This is a genomic window from Trichococcus sp., assembly GCF_055118575.1.
Window position 1 is genome coordinate 101,417 of record NZ_JBSQPW010000002.1, and the last position, 20,188, is coordinate 121,604.

A 20,188-nucleotide genomic window follows, 5' to 3' on the forward strand; every position below is an offset into this window, starting at 1 on the left:
AAAGGGAGGGAGGCCAGATGGTTTTCGGAAGAATCCGGCAGAAGCTGAAGAATAAGAGTTCGTCGGAAGGGACTCCCTGGCAGCGGGCGACTGCTGAATTGGAAAGGCAACGCAAGGAGCAGGAAAAGCTGCATACCACAAAAAAATCCGGCATGCAGTTTTTTTTGGAAGGGAAAAAAGCGAAGAAGAAGACAAGCAAACACCTTTCCGAATCCGCAAAAACCGGCAACCGGCAAGGATATTTTGTCTGGTACGGCATTTTCCTGATCGGGGCGATCGGCAGTGGTTTTCTGATCTCTCCGTACGGAAAAGTCAAGGATATCTATGTGGAAGGGGCCGAGGCTGTTCCGGAGCAAAGTATTATCGATGCCAGCCGGCTTACCGGAAAGCTGACAACATTGGGTGCCGTCTGGAATGACGAAAAAATCAATGCATACATCACGAATGCGTTACCCCAAGTCAAAACAGCGGAAGTGACGCTGCGCGGGCTGAATGATGTCACGATCCATGTGACGGAACACGAAACCATAGCCTATGTTTATTCAGACGGCAGCTACTATAATGTCCTGGAGAATGGGACAGTGGCAGACACGAAACTGAAGGTGCCGATCGGGAATAATCCGATCATCACGAGTTTTGAAATGAACCAGAATCTCGATGATTTGCTCGAACAATACTTGCAATTGACTGTCAGTGTCCAGAACAGCATCTCTGAAATCAAATATACCGGGACGGAAGAAAATCCGTACGCAATCACTGTATACATGAACGATGGGAATGAAGTGAAGGCGATTTTACCGTCATTTGCCGAAAAAATCTTATACTACCCCGACATCGTGAGCCAATTGGGCGAGACGAAAGGGACCATCGACCTGGAAGTGGGTGTCTACTTTACCCCTTTTGCGCAATCGGTGGAAGAGGGAGTGTCCGCTTCGGCAGATTCTGCTACTCCAACCGAATGACTTGAAAGAGATTAGGATTGACTTGCAGTCAATCCTTGAACAATGATTCCAGTCATTGTTGAGGGATTGAATAACTTTTGTCAGACTTCCATCTGATAGAATTATTTGTAAAAATCTTCGTAAATGAAGAATTATTATGATAAAATGATAAGGTATAGCTTTCTGGCATCACGTATCAGTAACCGACAGTTTTTTTCGGAACAATGCGGATGTTTACACAAGCCATTATGTCAAACGGAGGTTTCAATAAAACCATGAAGAATTCAGGAATATACGTCAGTCTAGATATTGGAACCACTTCAATAAAAGTTGTCGTCGCAGAATATGTGAAAGATCAAATGAACATTATTGGAGTCGGGAATGAAATTTCCAAAGGTCTTAGCCGTGGCGTCATCGTTGATATCGATGAAACGGTCGAATCAATCCGCAGTGCAGTCAGTCAAGCTGAAAGAAAAGCGAATATTCAGATATCAAACGTCATCGTAGGCATACCAAGCAACCAAATCAGCATTGAACCTTGCCACGGGATGTATGCAGTCTCAAGCGAAAATAAGGAAATCACAGACAAGGATGTCCAAAACGTCTTTGCTGCCGCAAAAGTCCGTTCCGTTCCGCCAGAAAGAGAAATCATTTCCGTCATCCCTGAAGAGTTCATCGTAGACGGGTTCGACGGCATCAGAGACCCGAGAGGCATGATCGGTGTTCGGCTTGAATTGTACGCAAGCATGATCACTGGTCCAAAAACAATCATCCATAACATCAAACGTTGCGTCGAAAAAGCAGGGCTTCAGATTGAAGATATGGTCGTACAGCCATTGGCCATTTCAAGCGTAGCCATGAATAAAGGTGAGCGCGATTTCGGAACCATCCTTATCGATATGGGTGGTGGTCAAACAAGCGCCTCTGTCATGCACGATGATCAATTGAAATTTTCATTCGTTGATCCCGAGGGTGGAGATCTCGTGACCAAAGACATTTCCATCATTTTGAATACGACGTTGGAGAACGCAGAGCGCGTAAAACGCGAATATGGCTACGCCATTTCCGAGGATACGTCCGATGAGGAATTTTTCCCTGTCGAAACGATCGGGAAAGAAGAACCAGTGAAAGTCGATGAGAAATATCTGGCTGAAATCATCGAAGCGCGCATGGTGCAAATCTTCGAAAACATCAAACGTGCCTTGGACAAAGTTGAAGCACGCGACCTTCCCGGTGGCATCATTTTGACCGGAGGCGCAGCGGCATTGCCGGGAGTTGTCGATTTGGCGAAAGAAATCTTCGAAATCAACGTAAAACTGTACATTCCAGAACAGATGGGGATGCGCAATCCTATCTATGCAACAAGCATAGGCCTGATCAAGTATGCAGCAGGATTGGATGACATTTACCGTGTCGCTAAGGGGAAAATACAAGCAACAGGCAAAGTGATCCCTTTGCAATCGAAAACTGTGAAACAACCGCCAGTCGTTGAGGAAGCGGCCTATGAAATAGAGACTTATGCCGATGAAGATCATTACGAAGAAAGCTTAGTCGGTAAATTAAAACGTTGGTTCAATAACCTGTTTGAATAATAACGCTGAACATAAAAAGAATGGTATGAAATAGGAGGAAATGAAATGGAATTGGAATTCGATTCAAGCATGAATGATGGAGCAAAAATTAAAGTTATCGGTGTCGGTGGAGCGGGAAGCAATGCCGTGAACCGTATGATCGAAGAGGGCGTGCAAGGTGTGGAATTCATCGTTGCCAACACGGATACGCAAGCCTTGAATGCATCAAGAGCAGAAACAAGAATCCAACTCGGACCTAAATTGACAAAAGGATTGGGCGCAGGCTCGATTCCTGAAGTAGGCCGCAAAGCTGCAGAAGAGAGTGAACAACAAATCTCTGAAGCCTTGGCTGGAGCAGATATGATCTTTGTAACATGCGGAATGGGCGGCGGTACCGGTACTGGTGCGGCCCCTATCGTAGCCAGAATCGCCAAAGACTTAGGCGCTTTGACTGTCGGCGTTGTGACGCGTCCGTTCACTTTTGAAGGACCAAAAAGAGGCCGCTATGCTGCAGAAGGTATCGCTGAATTAAAAGCAAACGTGGATACATTGGTCATCATTTCCAACAATCGCCTCTTGGAGATCGTGGACAAAAAGACGCCTATGCTGGAAGCTTTCCGTGAAGCGGATAATGTATTGCGTCAAGGGGTTCAAGGGATCTCTGATCTGATCACAGCTCCAGGATACGTCAACTTGGACTTTGCCGATGTGAAAACAGTCATGAAAGACCAAGGTTCTGCACTGATGGGTATCGGTATCGCTTCAGGTGAAAACCGCACGGCTGAAGCAACCAAAAAAGCTATTTCTTCACCATTGTTGGAAGTTTCCATCGATGGCGCTGAGCAGATTTTGTTGAACATCACGGGAGGATCGGACTTGACGTTGTTTGAAGCCCAAGACGCGAGTGATATCGTAGCACAAGCTTCAACATCCGAAGTGAACATCATCTTCGGTACTTCCATCAATGAAAACTTGGGTGACGAAGTTATCGTTACAGTAATCGCTACAGGTATCGACGACAAAAAAAAAGATGAAAAAAAAACCGCTAATCGCGGAGGCAGTGCTTTCAAAGGCCGCAAAGAAGTAGGAACCGCACCTGTTTCATACCCAGAAAAGCAACATCCGACTGAGAGAGCGGAGGAAAAACCAGCCAAAGATCTTTTCGGCGACTGGGATATCCGCAGAGACACAAGCGTGAGGGAACAGGCACCTCAACAAATCCAACCTGAGCCAGAAGAATACTCTGTCAAACCAACAGAAGACAATTATCCACGTTATCATGAAAATAGAGAAGATAAAAACGGTGGAGAGGATTCATTGGATACGCCACCTTTCTTCCGCAAGAGACGCAGATAAGAATGAATATTGAGCGAAATTGCCGGAAAGTGGAGTCAACTGTGGAAGCGGCCTGCTTGGCAGCCGGTCGCAAACGGGAAGAGGTGACGGTTGTCGCCGTCACGAAGACAAAACCTGTAGAGCAGGTGGAGGAATTGTACCGCTTAGGTTACCGCCACTTTGCAGAAAATCGCCTCGAGGGTCTGCTTGAAAAGCAAGCAGCGCTTCCACAAGAAGACATCATTTGGCATTACATCGGGACCTTACAGACAAGGAAAGTGAAGCAGGTGATCAATCACATCGCCTACTTCCACGCGTTGGATCGACCATCATTGGCAAAGGAAATCAACGAGCGGGCGAAACAGCCTGTTTCTTGCTTCGTTCAGGTCAATGTGACAGGGGAGAGTTCAAAACATGGGCTTTCCGCATCCGAGGCAGTGCCTTTCATCAAGAGTCTGAAAGAGTTTCCGAATATCCTCGTTGTCGGCTTAATGACGATGGCACCCATTGATGCAACAGACGTGGAGTTGCATCAATGCTTTAAAGATCTGAAAATAATGCAAGAGCAAGTAGCGGCGTTGAACTTAGCTCACGCCCCCTGCACGGAGACGAGCATGGGCATGAGTCAAGATTTTCCGACAGCGATTGCCGAAGGTGCAACTTTTGTACGCGTCGGATCGGCATTCTTTGCTGAAACAGAAGCTTAGACAAAGAAGTGAGGGGTCTTATGGGTCTGAAAGATTTATTCCGAAAGTACTTTGTCATTGAAGATGACGATGACGGATATGAGGAAGTCGATGAACCATCGTCTGTCGTTCCAGTCCGCAGGTCCGAGAGCAATGAAGAAGGGGCCCCGTCTTTACGGAGCACCCAAAAAAGATCGACGAAAGCAAAGGTAATTCCTATGAATCAACAAGCAATGACCGAAAAAGCCAGCATACATGTCGTGGAGCCCAGAGTCTATTCCGAGGTGGAGAAGATTGCCGATAATTTGCTGAAGAATCAGGCAGTGCTCCTTAATTTTAAAAGGATAGACGCGGAACAGGCAAAACGCATCGTGGATTTTCTGACAGGTACGGTGTATGCAATCGGTGGAGAAATCCAACGCGTGGGCGATGAAATCTTTTTATGCACTCCTGCTTCAGTCGGAGTCGAAGGCGCACTGGCCGAAACACTTGAGGAAGAGCGTTCGTTCTTCTAGAAAGGAAGCAAAATGACACAAATATTGATTTGGCTTTTACAGATTATCCGTTGGGGTATATCCGCATATTCGACTGTCTTGCTGGTATACGCATTGATGAGTTGGTTGCCGGGAGCCAGAAGTTCCAGATTCGGTTACTTCATCTCCAGCATTGTGGAGCCTTACCTGGATATATTCAGAAGATTGATCCCATCTGTAGGCATGGTGAGCTTCAGTGTAGTGGCAGGCATCCTATTCCTGAATTTGGTGGAGTATGGAGCGCAGGTTGTTATCCTGTTCCTGATCAGAATGCTGAATTGACGGACATTTTTTCATCAAACGAAAAAGTGAGGGATTTGTATGCAAGAAGTTTATCAACATTTCCGTAAGGAAGAGCAGCCGTTCATCGACAGTGCCCAATCCTGGATTACGCAAGCGGAGGAAACCTATACACCGTATTTGACGGATTTCTTGGATCCGAGACAGCAGTACATTCTTGAGATGCTGGTCGGTAAAAAAGGTGAAATCCATGTCCAATTTTACGGTGGATATGAAGCGGCGGAACGCAAGCGGGCAATCATTTGCCCCGAGTATTTCAGTCCGACCCAAAGCGACTTTGAAATGGAGCTTACTGAAGTTGTGTACCCTTCAAAATTCGCCAGTCTGACCCATGGGAAAATACTGGGAACGCTGATCGGTACCGGCATGAAAAGGGAACTGTTCGGGGATATCCTGTCTGACGGCACACGCTGGCAGTTTTTGTTGGCATCGAATATAGCTAGCTATGTGCATTCGCAGGTCACCAAGATAGGCAAGGTCAGTGTCCGCTTGGAGAGCCGGACCTATACTGATCTGCTCACACCTATCGATGATTGGACGATTGTGCATGACACTGTCAGTTCCCTGCGATTGGATACAGTGATTGCCGCCATCTACAACATATCGAGACAACGGGCTAAAGAATTGGTGACCGGCGGAAAAGTGAAATTGAACTGGGCCGTATTTGAACGTCCCGATTTCGAATTGGGTCTGTTGGATATCGTATCTATCCGCGGTTACGGCCGGATCCAGATAAAGGCCATTGAAGGAAAATCCAAGAAAGACAAATGGCGCGTCGAATTCGGCGTATTGTACAAATAAGAATGACAAGAACGAAAGGTGTGTATAAAATGAGTTTGACTCCATTAGATATTCAGCACAAGGAATTCCCTGTCAAAATAAAAGGGTACGATAAAGAACAAGTCAATGACTTTTTGGATAATGTCACGAAGGAATTTGAAGAAGTCATCAAACAAAATAAAGACCTGCAAAAGCAACTGAAATTTGCCGAAGAAAAACTCCAGTATTTCAGCAACCTGCAGGATGCTTTGAACAAGTCGATCGTAGTGGCGCAGGACGCTGCCGACAGACTGAAAGAGAATGCACGTAAAGAAGCTGAAATCATTCTGTTCGAAGCCGAAAAAAGTGCGGACCGCTTGTTGCATGAAGCTGCCGGGAAAGCTACGAAAATCAATGAAGAGACTGACGGCGTCCGCAAGGAAAGCCGCAACTTCAAACAGAAACTGCAACTTTTGGTCGAGTCTCAATTGAACCTCATCATGAATGATGAATGGAACAATTTATTGAACGCTTCACCGGAAGGCCAGGTTTCGACGCCTACCTTGAATGAAGTTTTATCCAACCGCACACGTATCATCGATGAACTGGTCGCAAATTCTGACGATGCAGCTGAATTCGAAGTCGGCGGAAGATTGGCCGAAGAAGCCAGGGCTGAAGAGAAACTTGCTGAAGCTGCTGTGGAGGCTATTGAAATTCCGGAAGAAAACAAGTAAAATCTATGTATTGAAGAATGGAACACCCGCAATCAAGAAACTTCCAGCGAATTGGCGAATGGTGAAAGGCCAATAAGTCCCTCTTTTTTAAGGATCCTCCATGAGAATCTTTTTGAACAAACATAAGTAGAAAAGGTCGCCTGAACAGCGTTAACGGTTTGAATGAGGAAGCAAAACAGCCTTTTCCGGCCGTTTTCGCTTTGAATTTGGGTGGTACCACGAAGACTTCGTCCCTTTTGGAGACGGGTCTTTTTTTGTAGAAAAAATTAAATAAAAGGGAGCTTTCGATAATGAAAATGAAAGACACGCTACACTTAGGGAAAACGGCTTTTCCTATGAAGGCCAACTTGCCTGTCCGGGAATTGGAATGGCAAAAGGATTGGGAAGAAAAAGATATTTATGCAAAACGACAAGAAAAAAATGAGGATAAACCGACTTTTGTCCTTCATGATGGCCCTCCATATGCCAATGGTGCGGTCCACATGGGACATGCCTTGAACAAAATCAGCAAGGACATCATCGTCCGTTCAAAATCCATGTCAGGCTTCCGAGCTCCTTTTGTCCCGGGTTGGGATACGCATGGTCTGCCGATTGAACAAGCCTTAACGAATACAGGCGTGAACCGCAAAGCAATGAGTTTGGCCGATTTCCGTAAATTGTGCGAAGATTACGCATGGAAACAGATTGACGGACAGAGAACCGTCTTCAAACGATTGGGTATCGCAGGCGATTGGGAAAATCCTTACGTGACCCTTTTGCCGAAATATGAAGAGGCTGAAATCCGCGTGTTCGGAAAAATGGCGGAAAAAGGTTACATCTACAAAGGCCTGAAACCGATCTATTGGTCGCCTTCAAGTGAATCTTCCCTTGCGGAAGCTGAAATCGAATATAAAGATGTGAAGTCTCCTTCAATCTATGTGGCTTTTCAGGTCAAAGATGGCAAAGGCCTATTGGACAACGATACTGCCTTTATCATCTGGACGACTACACCGTGGACTTTGCCTGCTAACTTAGGCATTTCCGTAAATGCTGCTTTTGAATATGTGGTTGTTTCCGCTGACGGCAGGAAATTTGTCGTCGCTAAGGAATTGCTGGGAACAGTCAAGGAAGCCATCGGATGGGAAACTGTGGAAATTCTGCAAGAACTGAAGGGCTCAGATATGGAGTATATGACCGTTCAGCATCCTTTCTATGATCGTGAGTCTTTGGTCATGGTGGGCGATCATGTCACGCTTGAAGCAGGTACCGGTTTGGTCCATACTGCTCCCGGACATGGTGAGGACGACTACATTGTCAGCAAAAAATATGGTCTTGAAGTATTATCGCCGATCGACAACAAAGGTTGCTACACGACTGAAGCGCCAGGTTTCGAGGGTGTATTCTACGATAAAGCCAATAAACCGATCACCGATTTGTTGGCTGAAAAAGGCGCTTTGCTGAAACTGGACTTCTTCGTCCACAGCTACCCGCATGACTGGCGCACAAAGAAACCTGTCATCTATCGCGCAACGCCGCAATGGTTTGCATCCATCGATAAATTCCGTCAAGACATTCTGGACGAAATCGAAAATGTAGAGTGGCTGCATCCATCCGGAAAAGTACGCTTGTTCAACATGATCCGTGACCGCGGCGATTGGGTCATTTCCCGTCAACGTGTTTGGGGTGTTCCGTTGCCGATTTTCTATGCGGAAAACGGAGAACCGGTCATCACGCCGAAAACGATCGACCATGTTGCGAAATTGATCGGTGAATTCGGTTCAAACGTTTGGTTCGAAAGGGAAGCGAAGGACCTGCTTCCTGAAGGGTTCACACACCCAGGCAGCCCGAACGGGGAATTTACCAAGGAAATGGACATCATGGATGTTTGGTTCGATTCCGGATCCTCTCATGAGGCTGTGCTGCGCGCAAGAGAAGATTTGGCATTTCCTGCTGACATGTACTTGGAAGGCTCAGATCAATACCGCGGTTGGTTCAACTCCAGCATTACGACTAGCGTTGCGATCAACGGTGTTGCACCATACAAAACAGTTCTTTCCCAAGGATTTGTTTTGGATGGGGAAGGCCGCAAGATGAGCAAATCACTGGGCAATACAGTTCTGCCGGAAAAAGTCGTCAAGAATATGGGTGCTGACATCATCCGTTTATGGGTGTCCAGTGTCGACTACGAATCCGATGTCAGAATCAGTGACGACATCCTGAAGCAGGTTTCCGAAACGTACCGCAAGATCCGCAATACCATGCGCTTCCTGATCGGCAACACGGAAGATTTCCAACCGAAAGAACATGCAGTAGCTTACGAGGAGCTGCGCAGTGTCGATCAGTACATGATGGCGCGCTTGGATCAAGTAGTTGAAACCTGTGTGACCGCTTATAAAGAGTACGAGTTCTCGACCATCTACCAAACAATCATGAACTTCTGTACAGTTGATTTATCGGCGTTCTATCTTGACTTTGCGAAAGATGTCGTATATATCGAAAAAGAGGATAATCTAGAAAGACGCGCCATGCAGACCGTATTCTATGAAGTATTGGTTAAGTTGGCTAAACTCTTGACGCCGATCATCCCACACACAACAGAAGAAATCTGGAGTTTCCTGAAAGAAGAGGAACAATACGCACAACTGGCTGAATTGCCGGAAATCAGCGTGCGTCAAGGCCAAGCAGAGGTTTTAGGCCAATGGGAAAAATTCATGGACATCCGCGACGCGGCATTGAAAGCATTGGAAGTTGCGCGTAATGAAAAGACGATCGGAAAATCGTTTGAAGCACATCTGTCCTTGTTCGTTGATGAAGAAACAAAAGCATTATTCGCGTCGCTTGATGCGAATCTGGAACAATTATTCATCGTTTCGCAGCTTGACATCCATGAATTATCTGCTGCTCCAGCTGAAGCGATGAGATTCGACAATCTTGCCATTCTGGTGGAACACGCACATGGGGAAACCTGTGAAAGATGCCGTGCCATCAAGGAAGAGGTCGGAACCATAAAGGATGCTACGACCCTTTGCGGACGTTGTGCAGATATCGTCAGATCCGAATATCCGGAAGCGCTCGTGCAGGAAGAAGCCTGATCTTTCAACCCGGAAAAAAATAGTTGGAAATGTAAAAAACAAGTAAAGAGCACGCAAGAGGACGTCTTCTGACGCCATTCTTGCGTGCTTGTTTTGATTTTGGACCGAAAGTGCAGAGATTTTCCATTGTTTGATCATTTTTTTAAAGAAAGCGCATAACTTCTTCTTGAAATTGGAAGAGAGATTCGTTATAATTATATTAGTAACTTGTACTAATATGATAGTATTTATTTGTATTAGCATTTTACCAATGAAAATTTTGGAGGTATTACACAATTATGGAACAAGGCAAAGTAAAATGGTTTAACGGCGAAAAAGGTTTTGGATTTATCGAAGTTGATGGAAAAGACGATGTATTCGTACATTTCTCAGCTATCCAAGGCGAAGGTTTCAAAACATTAGAAGAAGGCCAAGATGTTGAATTCGAAATCGTAGACGGCAACCGTGGTCCTCAAGCAGCTAACGTAGTAAAATTATAATCCTATTTTTTAACATTAGCGAATTCAAAGCGCATCGGGAGTTTCTCCGGGTGCGCTTTTTACATGCGAGAAAAGCTGAACGGGTTCGTTCAGCCCTGATTGAGGAAACACTGCGAGACCGGTTGGATGGCCTCATGACAGGACTAAGCGATTGAAATCGCAAGAGTCATGACAATTCAGGAAATCGTGCCACGCAACGTTCCCTGCGGTCACCTTGTACTGGGGCTCAAAGGGATGAATCCCAAGGAGTCCCATGCAACTGAGCATCGAAGAGCGCGATTGGTCAGATTTATCTAATTTCCGAAGGGCTTAACCGTGAGGCTGGCTATCAAATTTGATTGCATGAAACATGTTGCGAATCTGTTAAACACCTATGGTGAAGCACTTTTCAATTCGAAAAATTTTATACTTTCCTACTATGCAAAAAAAATCGTTGCTTCGACAGTCCTTTGCTGGACCGCGAAACAACGATTTTATCAAAATCAGACTGTTGTCTGTTTATGTTTGGTAGAGAAGTTATTTTTTCATGTTTTTCATGACAAGGGAAACGATGAAAATCAGGATGACTGCCCCGACTAGTGCCGGAACGATGAAGAACCCTCCGATTTCAGGACCCCATGCTCCAAATAACATTGTTCCTAGCCATGAACCGATGAAACCAGCAATGATATTTCCGATGATGCCTCCGGGAACATCTTTACCCAAGAACGATCCTGCTAATGCGCCTAAGATACCACCGACAATTAAAGACCAAATAAAGTCCATTTCTTTTCCTCCTTTTTTCGAATAAAAATGCAGTAACAATATAGTTATTTCCAATTAACTATACTACTATTATATAAAAAATGAGCCACATTACAAATAATATGCCCTCGCGATGAGAGATTATCCGAAAAAAAGCTGCCCCAAAGGCGGGGCAGCATTGAGAATTTAATCGAGTTGTTGTTCTTGTTGATGGATATTCAGCAATTTGACTTTCAGATCGTTTTCCATAAGAGACAGTTCTTTTTCGGCCTCTTTTCGTTTGATTCGGCCTTCCTGTTGGATTTTAAGCGTTTCTTCCAATGTTTCGATCAGATCCTGTTGCGTCTGTTTGAGTGTTTCGATATCGATCACACCCCGTTCATTTTCTTTAGCGGTTTCGATGGCTGATATTTTCAGCATTTCGGAATTTTTGCGCATCAGATCATTCGTGGTCTGGGATACTTGCCTTTGTGCAGTTACTGCATCTTTTTGGCGGAGAAGCGTAAGGGCGATGGCCACTTGATTTTTCCATAACGGGATGGCAGTGTGAATCGAGGACTGGATTTTTTCGGCCAACGCCTGGTTCGTATTTTGGATCAAACGGATCTGCGGCGCTTGTTGGATCGTCATCTGTCTGGTCAAGCGCAGATCGTGGGTGCGTTTTTCGAGACGGTCAAGGAACTGTTTCAGATCGTTGACGATCTGCACATCCATTTGACTTTGGGAAACCTCAGCAGCCTGAATCGCTTTCGGGATCGCGTTTTTCTGGAGGTCCTCCATTTTCACTTCACCGGCAGCGATGTAGATGTTCAGCGCCTCAAAATAATCCTTGTTTTTTTGGTAAAGCTGTTCCAGTGTGACATTGTCATTGAGCAGGCCATTCTTTTCCTTATCCAGTTTTATCGCGATTTTATCGATTTGGGCGCCGATCTTCTGGTACTTTGCCGTCATTTCGTAAGCGGATTGTTTTACCTTTCCGAAGATTTTGCGGAAGACGTTGTTGTCTTCCGCACGGAGGTCTTCCGGTTTGGCCTCATTGAGGCGATACATCAGATCGTTCAAGGAATCGCCGATTTCGCCAGTGTCCTGATTCTGAACATGATCCAACATCGAATGGGAAAATTCTCCCAGTTGTTTTTGAGCGGCAGCACCGTAGCTGATGATTGCCTGCATGTTGGTTTCATCGATTTGATTGGCTAATGCCAAAGCTTGTTTTTGCCTTTCTTCCGGTAAACGGTCGATCAGCCGATCCGGATTGATCACCTCGGGCGCAGTGTTGGCAGTTTCAACGACCACTGCTGGTTGCGCAAATGGATCCGAAAAAGGATTGGCCAGCAAATCGTCCAATTCTTGATTGACATCCTTGCTGACAGTTTGTTTGTTTTGTCCGGTAGCATCAAATTCGTCCATCAGTATTCCCCCTATATCTCTTCGTCCAAAGCATTTTCTTTGTTCTTTCCTTCATTATCCCTTTTCAAAACTTGCTTTGCAAGCTCCAACTCGATATCCATATCCTCGATATCATTGGACATGAAGCGGACGTAATCTTCGCCGATAAGGCGGCTCATGTCATCAATCGTTTTGGCACAGTTTTCCAGGGCTGCGTATGTTTCTTTCGTTTTGGAAACGTGGCCATCGATGGCGATGTATTTTTCCGTCAGCTCTTTGAGGGTGGGCAGATTCGTGTACAGAAACTTATCAACTTCGTGCAGACGGTTGGGCTGATTGACGATATTTTTGAAGAAGTCCTTCAGGATATCCACCGTATCGTTCCGTGCCGCAATAGCCTTCAGTTTTGAGCGTTGCTGCAGGTTGGTTTCGACGTCCTGGATTGTCGTTTTGGCTTGATTCATCGTGCTGCGGAAATAGGCGATCTGTTCCTTGGTCATCCCTTTGGACTGGTAGAAAGCTTCTTTGTCGGCGCTGACTTTTCCGAATGTGCCCCTTTGATTCTTAGGCTTGTTCGTCCACTGCATCCATCCACCGCTTTGGACGTAGTACAAAAAGATGCCCAAGCCGATGGTCATCCCGATCGAAGTCCAGAAATCGAATCCGAATATGAAAAAGAATACCACCAATGCAATCAGGCAAACTACGCTGGAAAACGTATATTTCAAAATATCCTTGATGTTGCTCCACATAAATTTTTCCTCCTCTGATAACGTGCTGTTCACTTTGTCTGCGCTTATGCTATTATTCTAGCATAAAAGCATATTGAGCACCTATCGGCCGAAAGGATGATTTTCACTGCCGATAGCCGTTCTGGCTGAATCTTTTGCGGCTATTGTAAATAGTGGAAAAGATAGGTTATGATAATACATGATCAGGACAGTAGATTGGGAGGAACATAAAATGGAATTTGAAGAAAAAACATTGAAAAGCGAAAAAATATTCGACGGTGTCTTGTTGCATTTAGTTAGGGAAGAAGTGCTGCTTCCTAACGGAAAAACTTCAGTCAGAGAGATGATCAGGCATCCAGGTGCGGTAGCGATGATACCATTTACTTCCGACGGGAAAATGGTCATGGTCAGACAGTTCCGGAAACCATTGGATCGGACCGTTGTCGAAATACCGGCTGGCAAATTGGAGACTTCCGATGCGGAACCTTTGCTGGCAGCGATCCGTGAGCTGGAGGAAGAGACCGATTATCGCGCAGAAAAATGGTCTGAATTGACGGTTTTTTATCCGACACCGGCTTATTTAGATGAAAAAATCACAATCTATTTGGCGGAAGGCTTGACGAAAGTCGAAAATTCTTTGCCTATGGACGAAGATGAATTCATCGAAATATTGGAATTGACCTACGACGAAGCGAAAGCTTTGCAGGAATCCGGAGAAATCTGCGATTCGAAAACAATCTATGCCATGCTGTACTGGGAGATGCGTCTTTTGCGGGAAAGAATAGAGGGATAGTATGCCAGAACCAAAGAAACCGCTGATCACCCGAGAACGTTATCGTCAATACAAAAGGGAGCAAACGACAGCGCCGGTGACCGACGCAAATAAAACCGTTCCGCGATCGAAGGATGCAGAGCGTTCCGTGCCGGCAACCGAAAAAAACAACAAGCAGCCTAAGGTTTCTGCAAGGGAGAAAAGCGGAATTCCAACCGAAAAGAAAAGGTCGGAGAACGGTAAGCAAACCAAGTCCGCCAAGCCAAAAATAAAGTTGTTCCGAAAGGACGACAAAACGTCAGCCACCACAAAAGTGCAACGTTTGACGGACAAGGAAAGAGGAAGAAAACTGGACAACTATCTGAACAAAGCCATCCTGATCGTTATCTTATTGATCATTTTGGTCTTTGTGATAGCCTTCGTCCTATGACCTGACAATGCAGCTACAAGGAAGGAACATTTATGATCGGAATTATTGGAGCAATGGAAGAAGAGAATCGTATTTTGTTGGAGAATATGACAGAAAAAATTGAGGAAATACATTTCCACCTCGCTTTTACAAGAGGAAAAATCGAGAATCAAGAGGTGGTATTGGTGCAGTCCGGCATCGGTAAAGTCAACTCGGCCATAGCCACCGCCTTCATCATCGATCGTTATCGTCCCGAATTCGTCATCAATACCGGTTCGGCCGGGGGATTAAAGGAATCCTTGCATGTTGGGGACGTTGTTGTAGCGGATAAAGTTGCTTATCATGATGTTGACGCTACCGCATTCGGCTATTCCGTAGGACAAGTGCCTCAGATGCCGCATTATTATATTGCTGATGAAAAAATCGTTGAAAAGATTACGCGCGCAGCGGGGAAAGTCGGCTTGCACGCTGTAAAAGGGACGATTGTATCAAGCGATTCCTTCATCGCATCCAAAAGCGGCACAAACCGCATCAAGGAACATTTTCCGGATGCCTATGCAACCGAAATGGAGGGCGCATCAATTGCCCAGGCTTGTTACGTATTGGGAACACCTTTCGCAATCATCCGTGCCATTTCCGATGGAGCAAGTGATGGCGCGGCGCTGACGTTCGATGAATTCATCGTCGAAGCCGGGAAAAAATCCGCAGAAATGGTCATCGAATTGCTGAAAAACAGCGCAGAGTAGACCGTAATTGAACCACTCACCTGATAATGGGGGAGTGGTTTTTATCATCTGTTGTACTTTTGATGGTGCTTTCCTGAAGGAAGGGTTAAAGGTTGTATGCTGTTTTTAAAATATTGTACAATAAGGATGAAATGTCAAGCTAAGGAGGGGTCTTGAATGCGCCAAGAACTGGTGATCGGACAAGGGGACAGACCGGCAATCATTCATCTGGATAAGCTGAATCGGCATGGATTGATCGCCGGGGCGACCGGTACGGGGAAAACGGTGACTTTGAAGGTGATAGCGGAACAATTGAGCAAAGCCGGTATTCCGGTATTTCTCGCGGACGTCAAAGGTGATTTGGCAAGCATTGCGGAACCGGGTGAGTTGAATGAAAAAATAATGGAGCGGGTGACAAAGTTGCAGCCGGAGGATTTTGAGCCGCGGGCGTATCCGGTTGAACTTTTGGATATCTTCGGAACGAACGGTGTACCGGTGCGGACAACCATTTCCGATATGGGGCCGATTCTGTTGTCCCGTCTATTGGGACTCAATGAAACGCAGGAAGGGATCATGAACATCGCATTCAAAGTGGCGGATGAAAAGCAACTCTTGCTCATTGATATCAAAGATTTGCGGGCGATCCTGAATTTCGTCGGAGACAACGCAACAGAGCTGCGCCGAGAATACGGCAACATTTCCAAACAATCAATCGGTGCAATCTTAAGGGGCTTACTGGTGATCGAGGAACAGGGTGGCGATCTTTTCTTTGGGGAGCCGATGTTCGATATCCAGGATTTATTGAAGATAGATGCAGCAGGCCGCGGTTATGTGAACATTCTGATGGCGAATCGCCTGTTCATGTCGCCAAAACTATATTCGACCTTCCTGTTGTGGTTCCTTTCAGAGTTGTATGAGCAATTGCCTGAAGTCGGGGATCTTGAGAAACCAAAGATTGTTTTCTTTTTTGATGAGGCCCATGTGCTTTTCCAGGACATTCCGGATGTGCTCGAGGAAAAAATCGAACTCATTGTCCGGATGATCCGTTCGAAAGGAGTCGGGGTCTATTTTGTGACGCAAAATCCAACCGACTTGCCGAACGACATTTTGAGCCAATTGGGCAACAAAATCCAGCATGCCTTGCGGGCCTTTACGCCGAGGGAGCAAAAGACCGTCAAATCGGTAGCCGAAACTTTCCGCCAGCATGAAGGAGAGGGATTGGAAAAAAAATTGACGGAACTGAAGGTCGGTGAAGCGTTGGTGTCTTTTCTCGATCCGGAAGGGATTCCTGGCTATGTTCAGCAGGTCATGATTTATCCTCCGGAGAGCAAAATGGGCATCCTGGATCCGCTCGTCAAGGAAGAAAAAATCAACCGTTCTTTGCTGTATTACAAATACAGTGAGGCGATCGACAGGGAATCCTCCTACGAACAATTGCAACGATTATCGGAAATCAAAGCGATTGAGTTGGAGGAAAATGAAGAACTTGCCGCAAGAGACAAGGAAAAATTTGAGCGGTTGAAACAGCTTGAAAAAGAGCGTCAAAATGAACAAGTGCAACGGAAACGAACGAGCAGTTCCCGCGATTCCACAATGGACAGATTCACAAAAAATTTGATGTCCCAAGTAGGCAGGGAAGTCGGGCGCGTCATCTCGCGTGGCATTTTGGGCATCCTGAAAAAATGAAGCCAGACCTAAAAAACCAGTCATCAAAGGTAATATCATTAACTTCAGCAATTTAATAACTGTAAAAAAGCGGGTATGCATGCCCGCTTTTTTTAATATACTAGGAAAGTATAAAATTTTTCGGATTGAAAAGTGCTTCACCGTAGGTGTTTCACACGTTTGCAAAATGTTTCATGCACCTAAAATGATGGCCAGATGTTCAGCAGCTATTCGATAAATTTCGATCAGACATGAGGCCAAATTGTTGGATGTTTCTCGACATTCGATAATCTAGGCTTGATCGGATGTCAAATTGTCGGATCCACCTCACCTATTCGACAATTTTGCCCACCGTGCTAAGCATTTCTTCTGCTTTCTGATTGCCAACCCATCCCATTTTCTCCCGCTGCTAATTTGTGAGCACCCTTAAGTTGCGTAATTGTCAGCAATGGCTGGTCTTTGATTTTTCGAGGTTTAAAATTTCGGATATTGGTGGCGCTTTCCTTAAAATAGCTTACTTTTATTCATGAAAATCTCATATTTGGTCTTGTGTTTTATTTCCGCATCCAGTAGAATAGCACCTATACCACTAATTGAGAATGGTTCTCAATTAGAATCGTTATCATTAAGTAGTTTCTTTTGGAAGATGGTGAGTAGATGTTGAAGAAAATATTGCTTGTTCTGATGGTGGCAGTAGCAATCGTACTTTCCCTCGGCGTGGGAACAGCTGCGTTTTCACTGGAACAGTTTTGGGTCGGGAGCAACACGGACCGTTTGATCTTATTGTCGTCACGCCTGCCAAGGACCATTACGGTTCTATTGGCTGGTGCGGGCTTATCTTTATCCGGACTAATAATGCAGTCATTGACGCAGAATCGATTTGCCGCTCCTGATACAGTCGGAACGGTAGATGCAGCAAGAGTCGGTATGCTGTGCGGCATGATTTTCTTTCCGGGTTTATCGGTTGTGGGGAAGATGACCCTCTCTTTCCTCTTTGCGGCGGCGGGGACCTTCCTTTTTTTGGTGGTGGTGAACCGCTTGCCTTTCAGGAGCCAGATGACGATCCCTTTGCTGGGCTTGATGTACGGAAATATTTTGGGAGGGATCGCCAATTTTTTTGCCTTCCGCTTCAACGTCACGCAGAACCTTTCCGCCTGGATGCAAGGTGATTTTTCGTTGGTCATCAAAGGGCAGTATGAGGGGATGTACCTCATCTTCCTGTTGTTTTTGGCACTCTATTTTTTTGCCGATCATTTTACGATTGCACGTTTCGGGAAAGACGCGGCCAAAAACCTTGGCCTGCCTTTTGAAGCAGTCCTGTTCATCGGGACGCTGTTCGTCTCTTTGACTGTCGCTGTCATCCTGAGTACGGTCGGCAATCTGCCATTTTTAGGAGTCATCATCCCGAATCTTGTCTCGTTGCGTTTCGGTGATAACATCCGCAATACCCACGGCAAAGTTGCGCTTTTCGGAGCGATATTCTTGCTTCTCTGCGATGTCTTTGCGCGATCGGTCATCCCGCCATACGAAATACCGGTGGAAACGGTTCTGGGTGTTTTCGGCGGTGGCTTGTTCCTGTGGCTGTTGCTGAAGGGAGGACGGACTGCATGAAAAATGTGTTGAAAAACCGCATCATCATGAAACGGTTGGCTGTGATCGCGGTGGCTTTGGCTTTCGGATATTTCTTTTGGAATCAAGGAATCGGCAACGCGTTCATCATGAAGTTGCGGAGCACGAAGCTTTTGACATTCGCCGTCATCAGCATCAGCACTGCTTTTGCAACGGTCAGCTTTCAGACAGTTGTGCACAGCAACTTTTTGACTCCCAGCATTCTAGGGGTCGAATCCTTCTACCGCCTTCTGCAGACAGTGTTGATGTTCTTCAGTTTCTCGCTGCTGGGCAGCCAAATGAATGCGGAATGGCAGTTCATTTTCCTGCTGTTACTGATGCTTGGCAGTTACTTTTTGCTGTACCGGCTTTCCTGGAATCGGAAAAATTACGATATGCAGGTCATTCTGATGATTGGGCTCGTCATGGGTACCTTCTTCAACAGTATCAGCTCCTTCATGCAGGTTCTGATGGATCCGAATGAGTATGACAAGTTGCAGACGAAGCTTTATGCCAGTTTTCAGAACATCAATGATTCTGTGCTTTTCTTGGCCATTCCGATCGCCGTGTTTTCGATCGTCAGTCTGTGGCGCAAGCGGAAAGTATTGGAAGTTTTAGGACTGGGAACGCAAACCGCCAAAAATCTGGGGGTCGCTGTGGAAAAGGAGACGAAGCTCACCTTCATGCACGTCATCCTGTTGATGACAGTATCTGCAGCGCTCGTCGGACCGATGATGTTCCTTGGATTTGTGGCGGCGAATATTGCGTATCGGCTATTCAGGACCTATTGCTTGAACTACTTGTTGCCAGGGGCGAGTCTGCTCAGTTTCGTGATGGTCGTGGCTGGACAATTTCTGGTGGAGGAAGTCTTCAAGCTGCAGACGAATCTGAGTATCTTGGTCGAACTGTTCGGGGGAATCTATTTCTTTTGGTTATTATGGAAGGAAAGGAGCAAGTTATGAAAATCAGTAACGTCAGCAAAGCCTATGAGGATGAAAAGGTATTGGATGACATCTCTTTGGCGATCGAGAAAGGAAAAATCACAGCTTTCATCGGTCCAAATGGGGCAGGCAAAAGTACGCTCCTTTCGGTCATCAGCCGTCTGTTGACCAAGGACGAGGGCATATTGACAATACACGGCAAAGAAATCGAAGCCTGGCAATCCGATGAACTGGCGAAGGAGCTTTCGATCCTGAAACAACAAAATGCCTATCAAGTGCGTATGACGGTCCGCGAACTGGTCTCGTTCGGCAGGTTTCCTTATACGAAGGGCAGGCTGAATGATGAAGATCATGCCATGATCGACAAGGTTCTTGGCTATCTGAACCTTGTGGATTTCTCAAACCGCTATTTGGATACTTTGTCTGGGGGACAACTCCAGCGGGCAGCCATTGCGATGATCCTGGTGCAGGATACCGATTACATCTTATTGGATGAACCTTTGAACAATCTCGACCTGAAGCAAAGTATCGTAACGATGCAGACCATCCGAAACTTGGCTGATGAATTGGGTAAAACCATTCTTGTCGTCATCCATGACGTTAATTTCGCTTCCGTCTTTTCGGACAACATCATCGCCATGAAAAATGGGAAAGTATTTCGGAGCGGCACGGTCGAGGAAGTCATCCAGACACAAGTTTTGCAGGAATTATATGAAGTGCCCTTGGAAGTCATCACGACTGCCGATGGGAAAAAACATTGCACTTATCAAGCAATTTAACATAGAGGAGAATGAC

General features: G+C 45.8%; 20 protein-coding genes. 17 read left to right on the forward strand and 3 right to left on the reverse strand.

All coding sequences use genetic code 11. From position 1 onward, the window contains the following. Positions 1 to 17: 17 nt before the first annotated feature. The 10 genes from ACTCCX_RS01045 (at position 18) to ACTCCX_RS01090 (ending at position 10,409) form a co-directional block, all read left to right on the forward strand. Entirely contained in the window at positions 18 to 962 is a 945-nt protein-coding gene (locus ACTCCX_RS01045) for a cell division protein FtsQ/DivIB (RefSeq protein ID WP_463274306.1), read from the forward strand. Between the two features lie 254 nt (positions 963 to 1,216). Continuing rightward, positions 1,217 to 2,533: a cell division protein FtsA gene (gene ftsA, locus ACTCCX_RS01050; protein WP_463274307.1), complete on the forward strand. Its 1,317-nt coding sequence runs from the start codon at positions 1,217 to 1,219 to the stop codon at positions 2,531 to 2,533. A gap of 45 nt (positions 2,534 to 2,578) precedes the next feature. Then, positions 2,579 to 3,868 (forward strand): cell division protein FtsZ, encoded by a 1,290-nt coding sequence (ftsZ, locus tag ACTCCX_RS01055; RefSeq protein ID WP_463274308.1) that lies wholly within the window; start codon positions 2,579 to 2,581, stop codon positions 3,866 to 3,868. A gap of 2 nt (positions 3,869 to 3,870) precedes the next feature. Further along, positions 3,871 to 4,554, forward strand: coding sequence for a YggS family pyridoxal phosphate-dependent enzyme (locus ACTCCX_RS01060; protein ID WP_463274309.1), 684 nt, complete (start codon positions 3,871 to 3,873; stop codon positions 4,552 to 4,554). A gap of 20 nt (positions 4,555 to 4,574) precedes the next feature. Then, complete coding sequence (locus tag ACTCCX_RS01065) at positions 4,575 to 5,048, forward strand: cell division protein SepF (protein ID WP_463274310.1); 474 nt, start codon at positions 4,575 to 4,577, stop codon at positions 5,046 to 5,048. Positions 5,049 to 5,060: 12 nt separating this feature from the next. After that, positions 5,061 to 5,348, forward strand: coding sequence for a YggT family protein (locus tag ACTCCX_RS01070; RefSeq protein ID WP_463274311.1), 288 nt, complete (start codon positions 5,061 to 5,063; stop codon positions 5,346 to 5,348). Positions 5,349 to 5,387: 39 nt separating this feature from the next. After that, on the forward strand, positions 5,388 to 6,167 hold the full coding sequence (locus ACTCCX_RS01075) for a YlmH family RNA-binding protein (RefSeq protein ID WP_463274312.1): 780 nt from the start codon (positions 5,388 to 5,390) through the stop codon (positions 6,165 to 6,167). A 29-nt stretch (positions 6,168 to 6,196) separates the two neighbouring features. Then, positions 6,197 to 6,859: a DivIVA domain-containing protein gene (locus ACTCCX_RS01080; RefSeq protein ID WP_463274313.1), complete on the forward strand. Its 663-nt coding sequence runs from the start codon at positions 6,197 to 6,199 to the stop codon at positions 6,857 to 6,859. A gap of 290 nt (positions 6,860 to 7,149) precedes the next feature. Next, on the forward strand, positions 7,150 to 9,930 hold the full coding sequence (gene ileS, locus ACTCCX_RS01085) for an isoleucine--tRNA ligase (RefSeq protein WP_463274314.1): 2,781 nt from the start codon (positions 7,150 to 7,152) through the stop codon (positions 9,928 to 9,930). Positions 9,931 to 10,208: 278 nt separating this feature from the next. Then, positions 10,209 to 10,409: a cold-shock protein gene (locus ACTCCX_RS01090; RefSeq protein ID WP_068560061.1), complete on the forward strand. Its 201-nt coding sequence runs from the start codon at positions 10,209 to 10,211 to the stop codon at positions 10,407 to 10,409. Between the two features lie 516 nt (positions 10,410 to 10,925). Here the strand turns inward: ACTCCX_RS01090 and ACTCCX_RS01095 are convergent. From ACTCCX_RS01095 to ACTCCX_RS01105, 3 genes are all read right to left on the reverse strand, one after another. Continuing rightward, entirely contained in the window at positions 10,926 to 11,174 is a 249-nt protein-coding gene (locus ACTCCX_RS01095; protein WP_463274315.1) for a GlsB/YeaQ/YmgE family stress response membrane protein, read from the reverse strand. A gap of 165 nt (positions 11,175 to 11,339) precedes the next feature. Further along, positions 11,340 to 12,563 carry a toxic anion resistance protein gene (locus tag ACTCCX_RS01100; protein ID WP_463274316.1) on the reverse strand — a complete coding sequence of 408 codons (1,224 nt, stop codon included), beginning with the start codon at positions 12,561 to 12,563 and terminating at the stop codon, positions 11,340 to 11,342. Positions 12,564 to 12,574: 11 nt separating this feature from the next. Continuing rightward, positions 12,575 to 13,294, reverse strand: coding sequence for a 5-bromo-4-chloroindolyl phosphate hydrolysis family protein (locus ACTCCX_RS01105; RefSeq protein WP_463274317.1), 720 nt, complete (start codon positions 13,292 to 13,294; stop codon positions 12,575 to 12,577). A 211-nt stretch (positions 13,295 to 13,505) separates the two neighbouring features. Here ACTCCX_RS01105 and ACTCCX_RS01110 point away from each other — a divergent pair, with 211 nt between their 5' ends. From ACTCCX_RS01110 to ACTCCX_RS01140, 7 genes are all read left to right on the forward strand, one after another. Further along, entirely contained in the window at positions 13,506 to 14,066 is a 561-nt protein-coding gene (locus ACTCCX_RS01110) for an NUDIX domain-containing protein (RefSeq protein WP_463274318.1), read from the forward strand. 1 nt (position 14,067) lies between these two features. Beyond that, positions 14,068 to 14,475, forward strand: coding sequence for a hypothetical protein (locus tag ACTCCX_RS01115; RefSeq protein WP_463274319.1), 408 nt, complete (start codon positions 14,068 to 14,070; stop codon positions 14,473 to 14,475). Between the two features lie 32 nt (positions 14,476 to 14,507). Next, positions 14,508 to 15,200 (forward strand): 5'-methylthioadenosine/adenosylhomocysteine nucleosidase, encoded by a 693-nt coding sequence (locus ACTCCX_RS01120; RefSeq protein ID WP_463274320.1) that lies wholly within the window; start codon positions 14,508 to 14,510, stop codon positions 15,198 to 15,200. A gap of 156 nt (positions 15,201 to 15,356) precedes the next feature. Beyond that, on the forward strand, positions 15,357 to 16,865 hold the full coding sequence (locus ACTCCX_RS01125) for a helicase HerA-like domain-containing protein (protein WP_463274321.1): 1,509 nt from the start codon (positions 15,357 to 15,359) through the stop codon (positions 16,863 to 16,865). A 636-nt stretch (positions 16,866 to 17,501) separates the two neighbouring features. Next, a complete protein-coding gene (locus tag ACTCCX_RS01130) occupies positions 17,502 to 18,455 on the forward strand; it encodes an ABC transporter permease (protein WP_463274322.1) in 954 nt (317 codons plus the stop codon). Continuing rightward, positions 18,452 to 19,414 (forward strand): iron chelate uptake ABC transporter family permease subunit, encoded by a 963-nt coding sequence (locus tag ACTCCX_RS01135; RefSeq protein WP_463274323.1) that lies wholly within the window; start codon positions 18,452 to 18,454, stop codon positions 19,412 to 19,414. The genes ACTCCX_RS01130 and ACTCCX_RS01135 overlap by 4 nt, the downstream gene beginning before the upstream one ends. After that, complete coding sequence (locus ACTCCX_RS01140) at positions 19,411 to 20,172, forward strand: iron ABC transporter ATP-binding protein (RefSeq protein ID WP_463274324.1); 762 nt, start codon at positions 19,411 to 19,413, stop codon at positions 20,170 to 20,172. Before ACTCCX_RS01135 ends, ACTCCX_RS01140 begins: the two co-directional genes overlap by 4 nt. Positions 20,173 to 20,188: the final 16 nt, after the last annotated feature.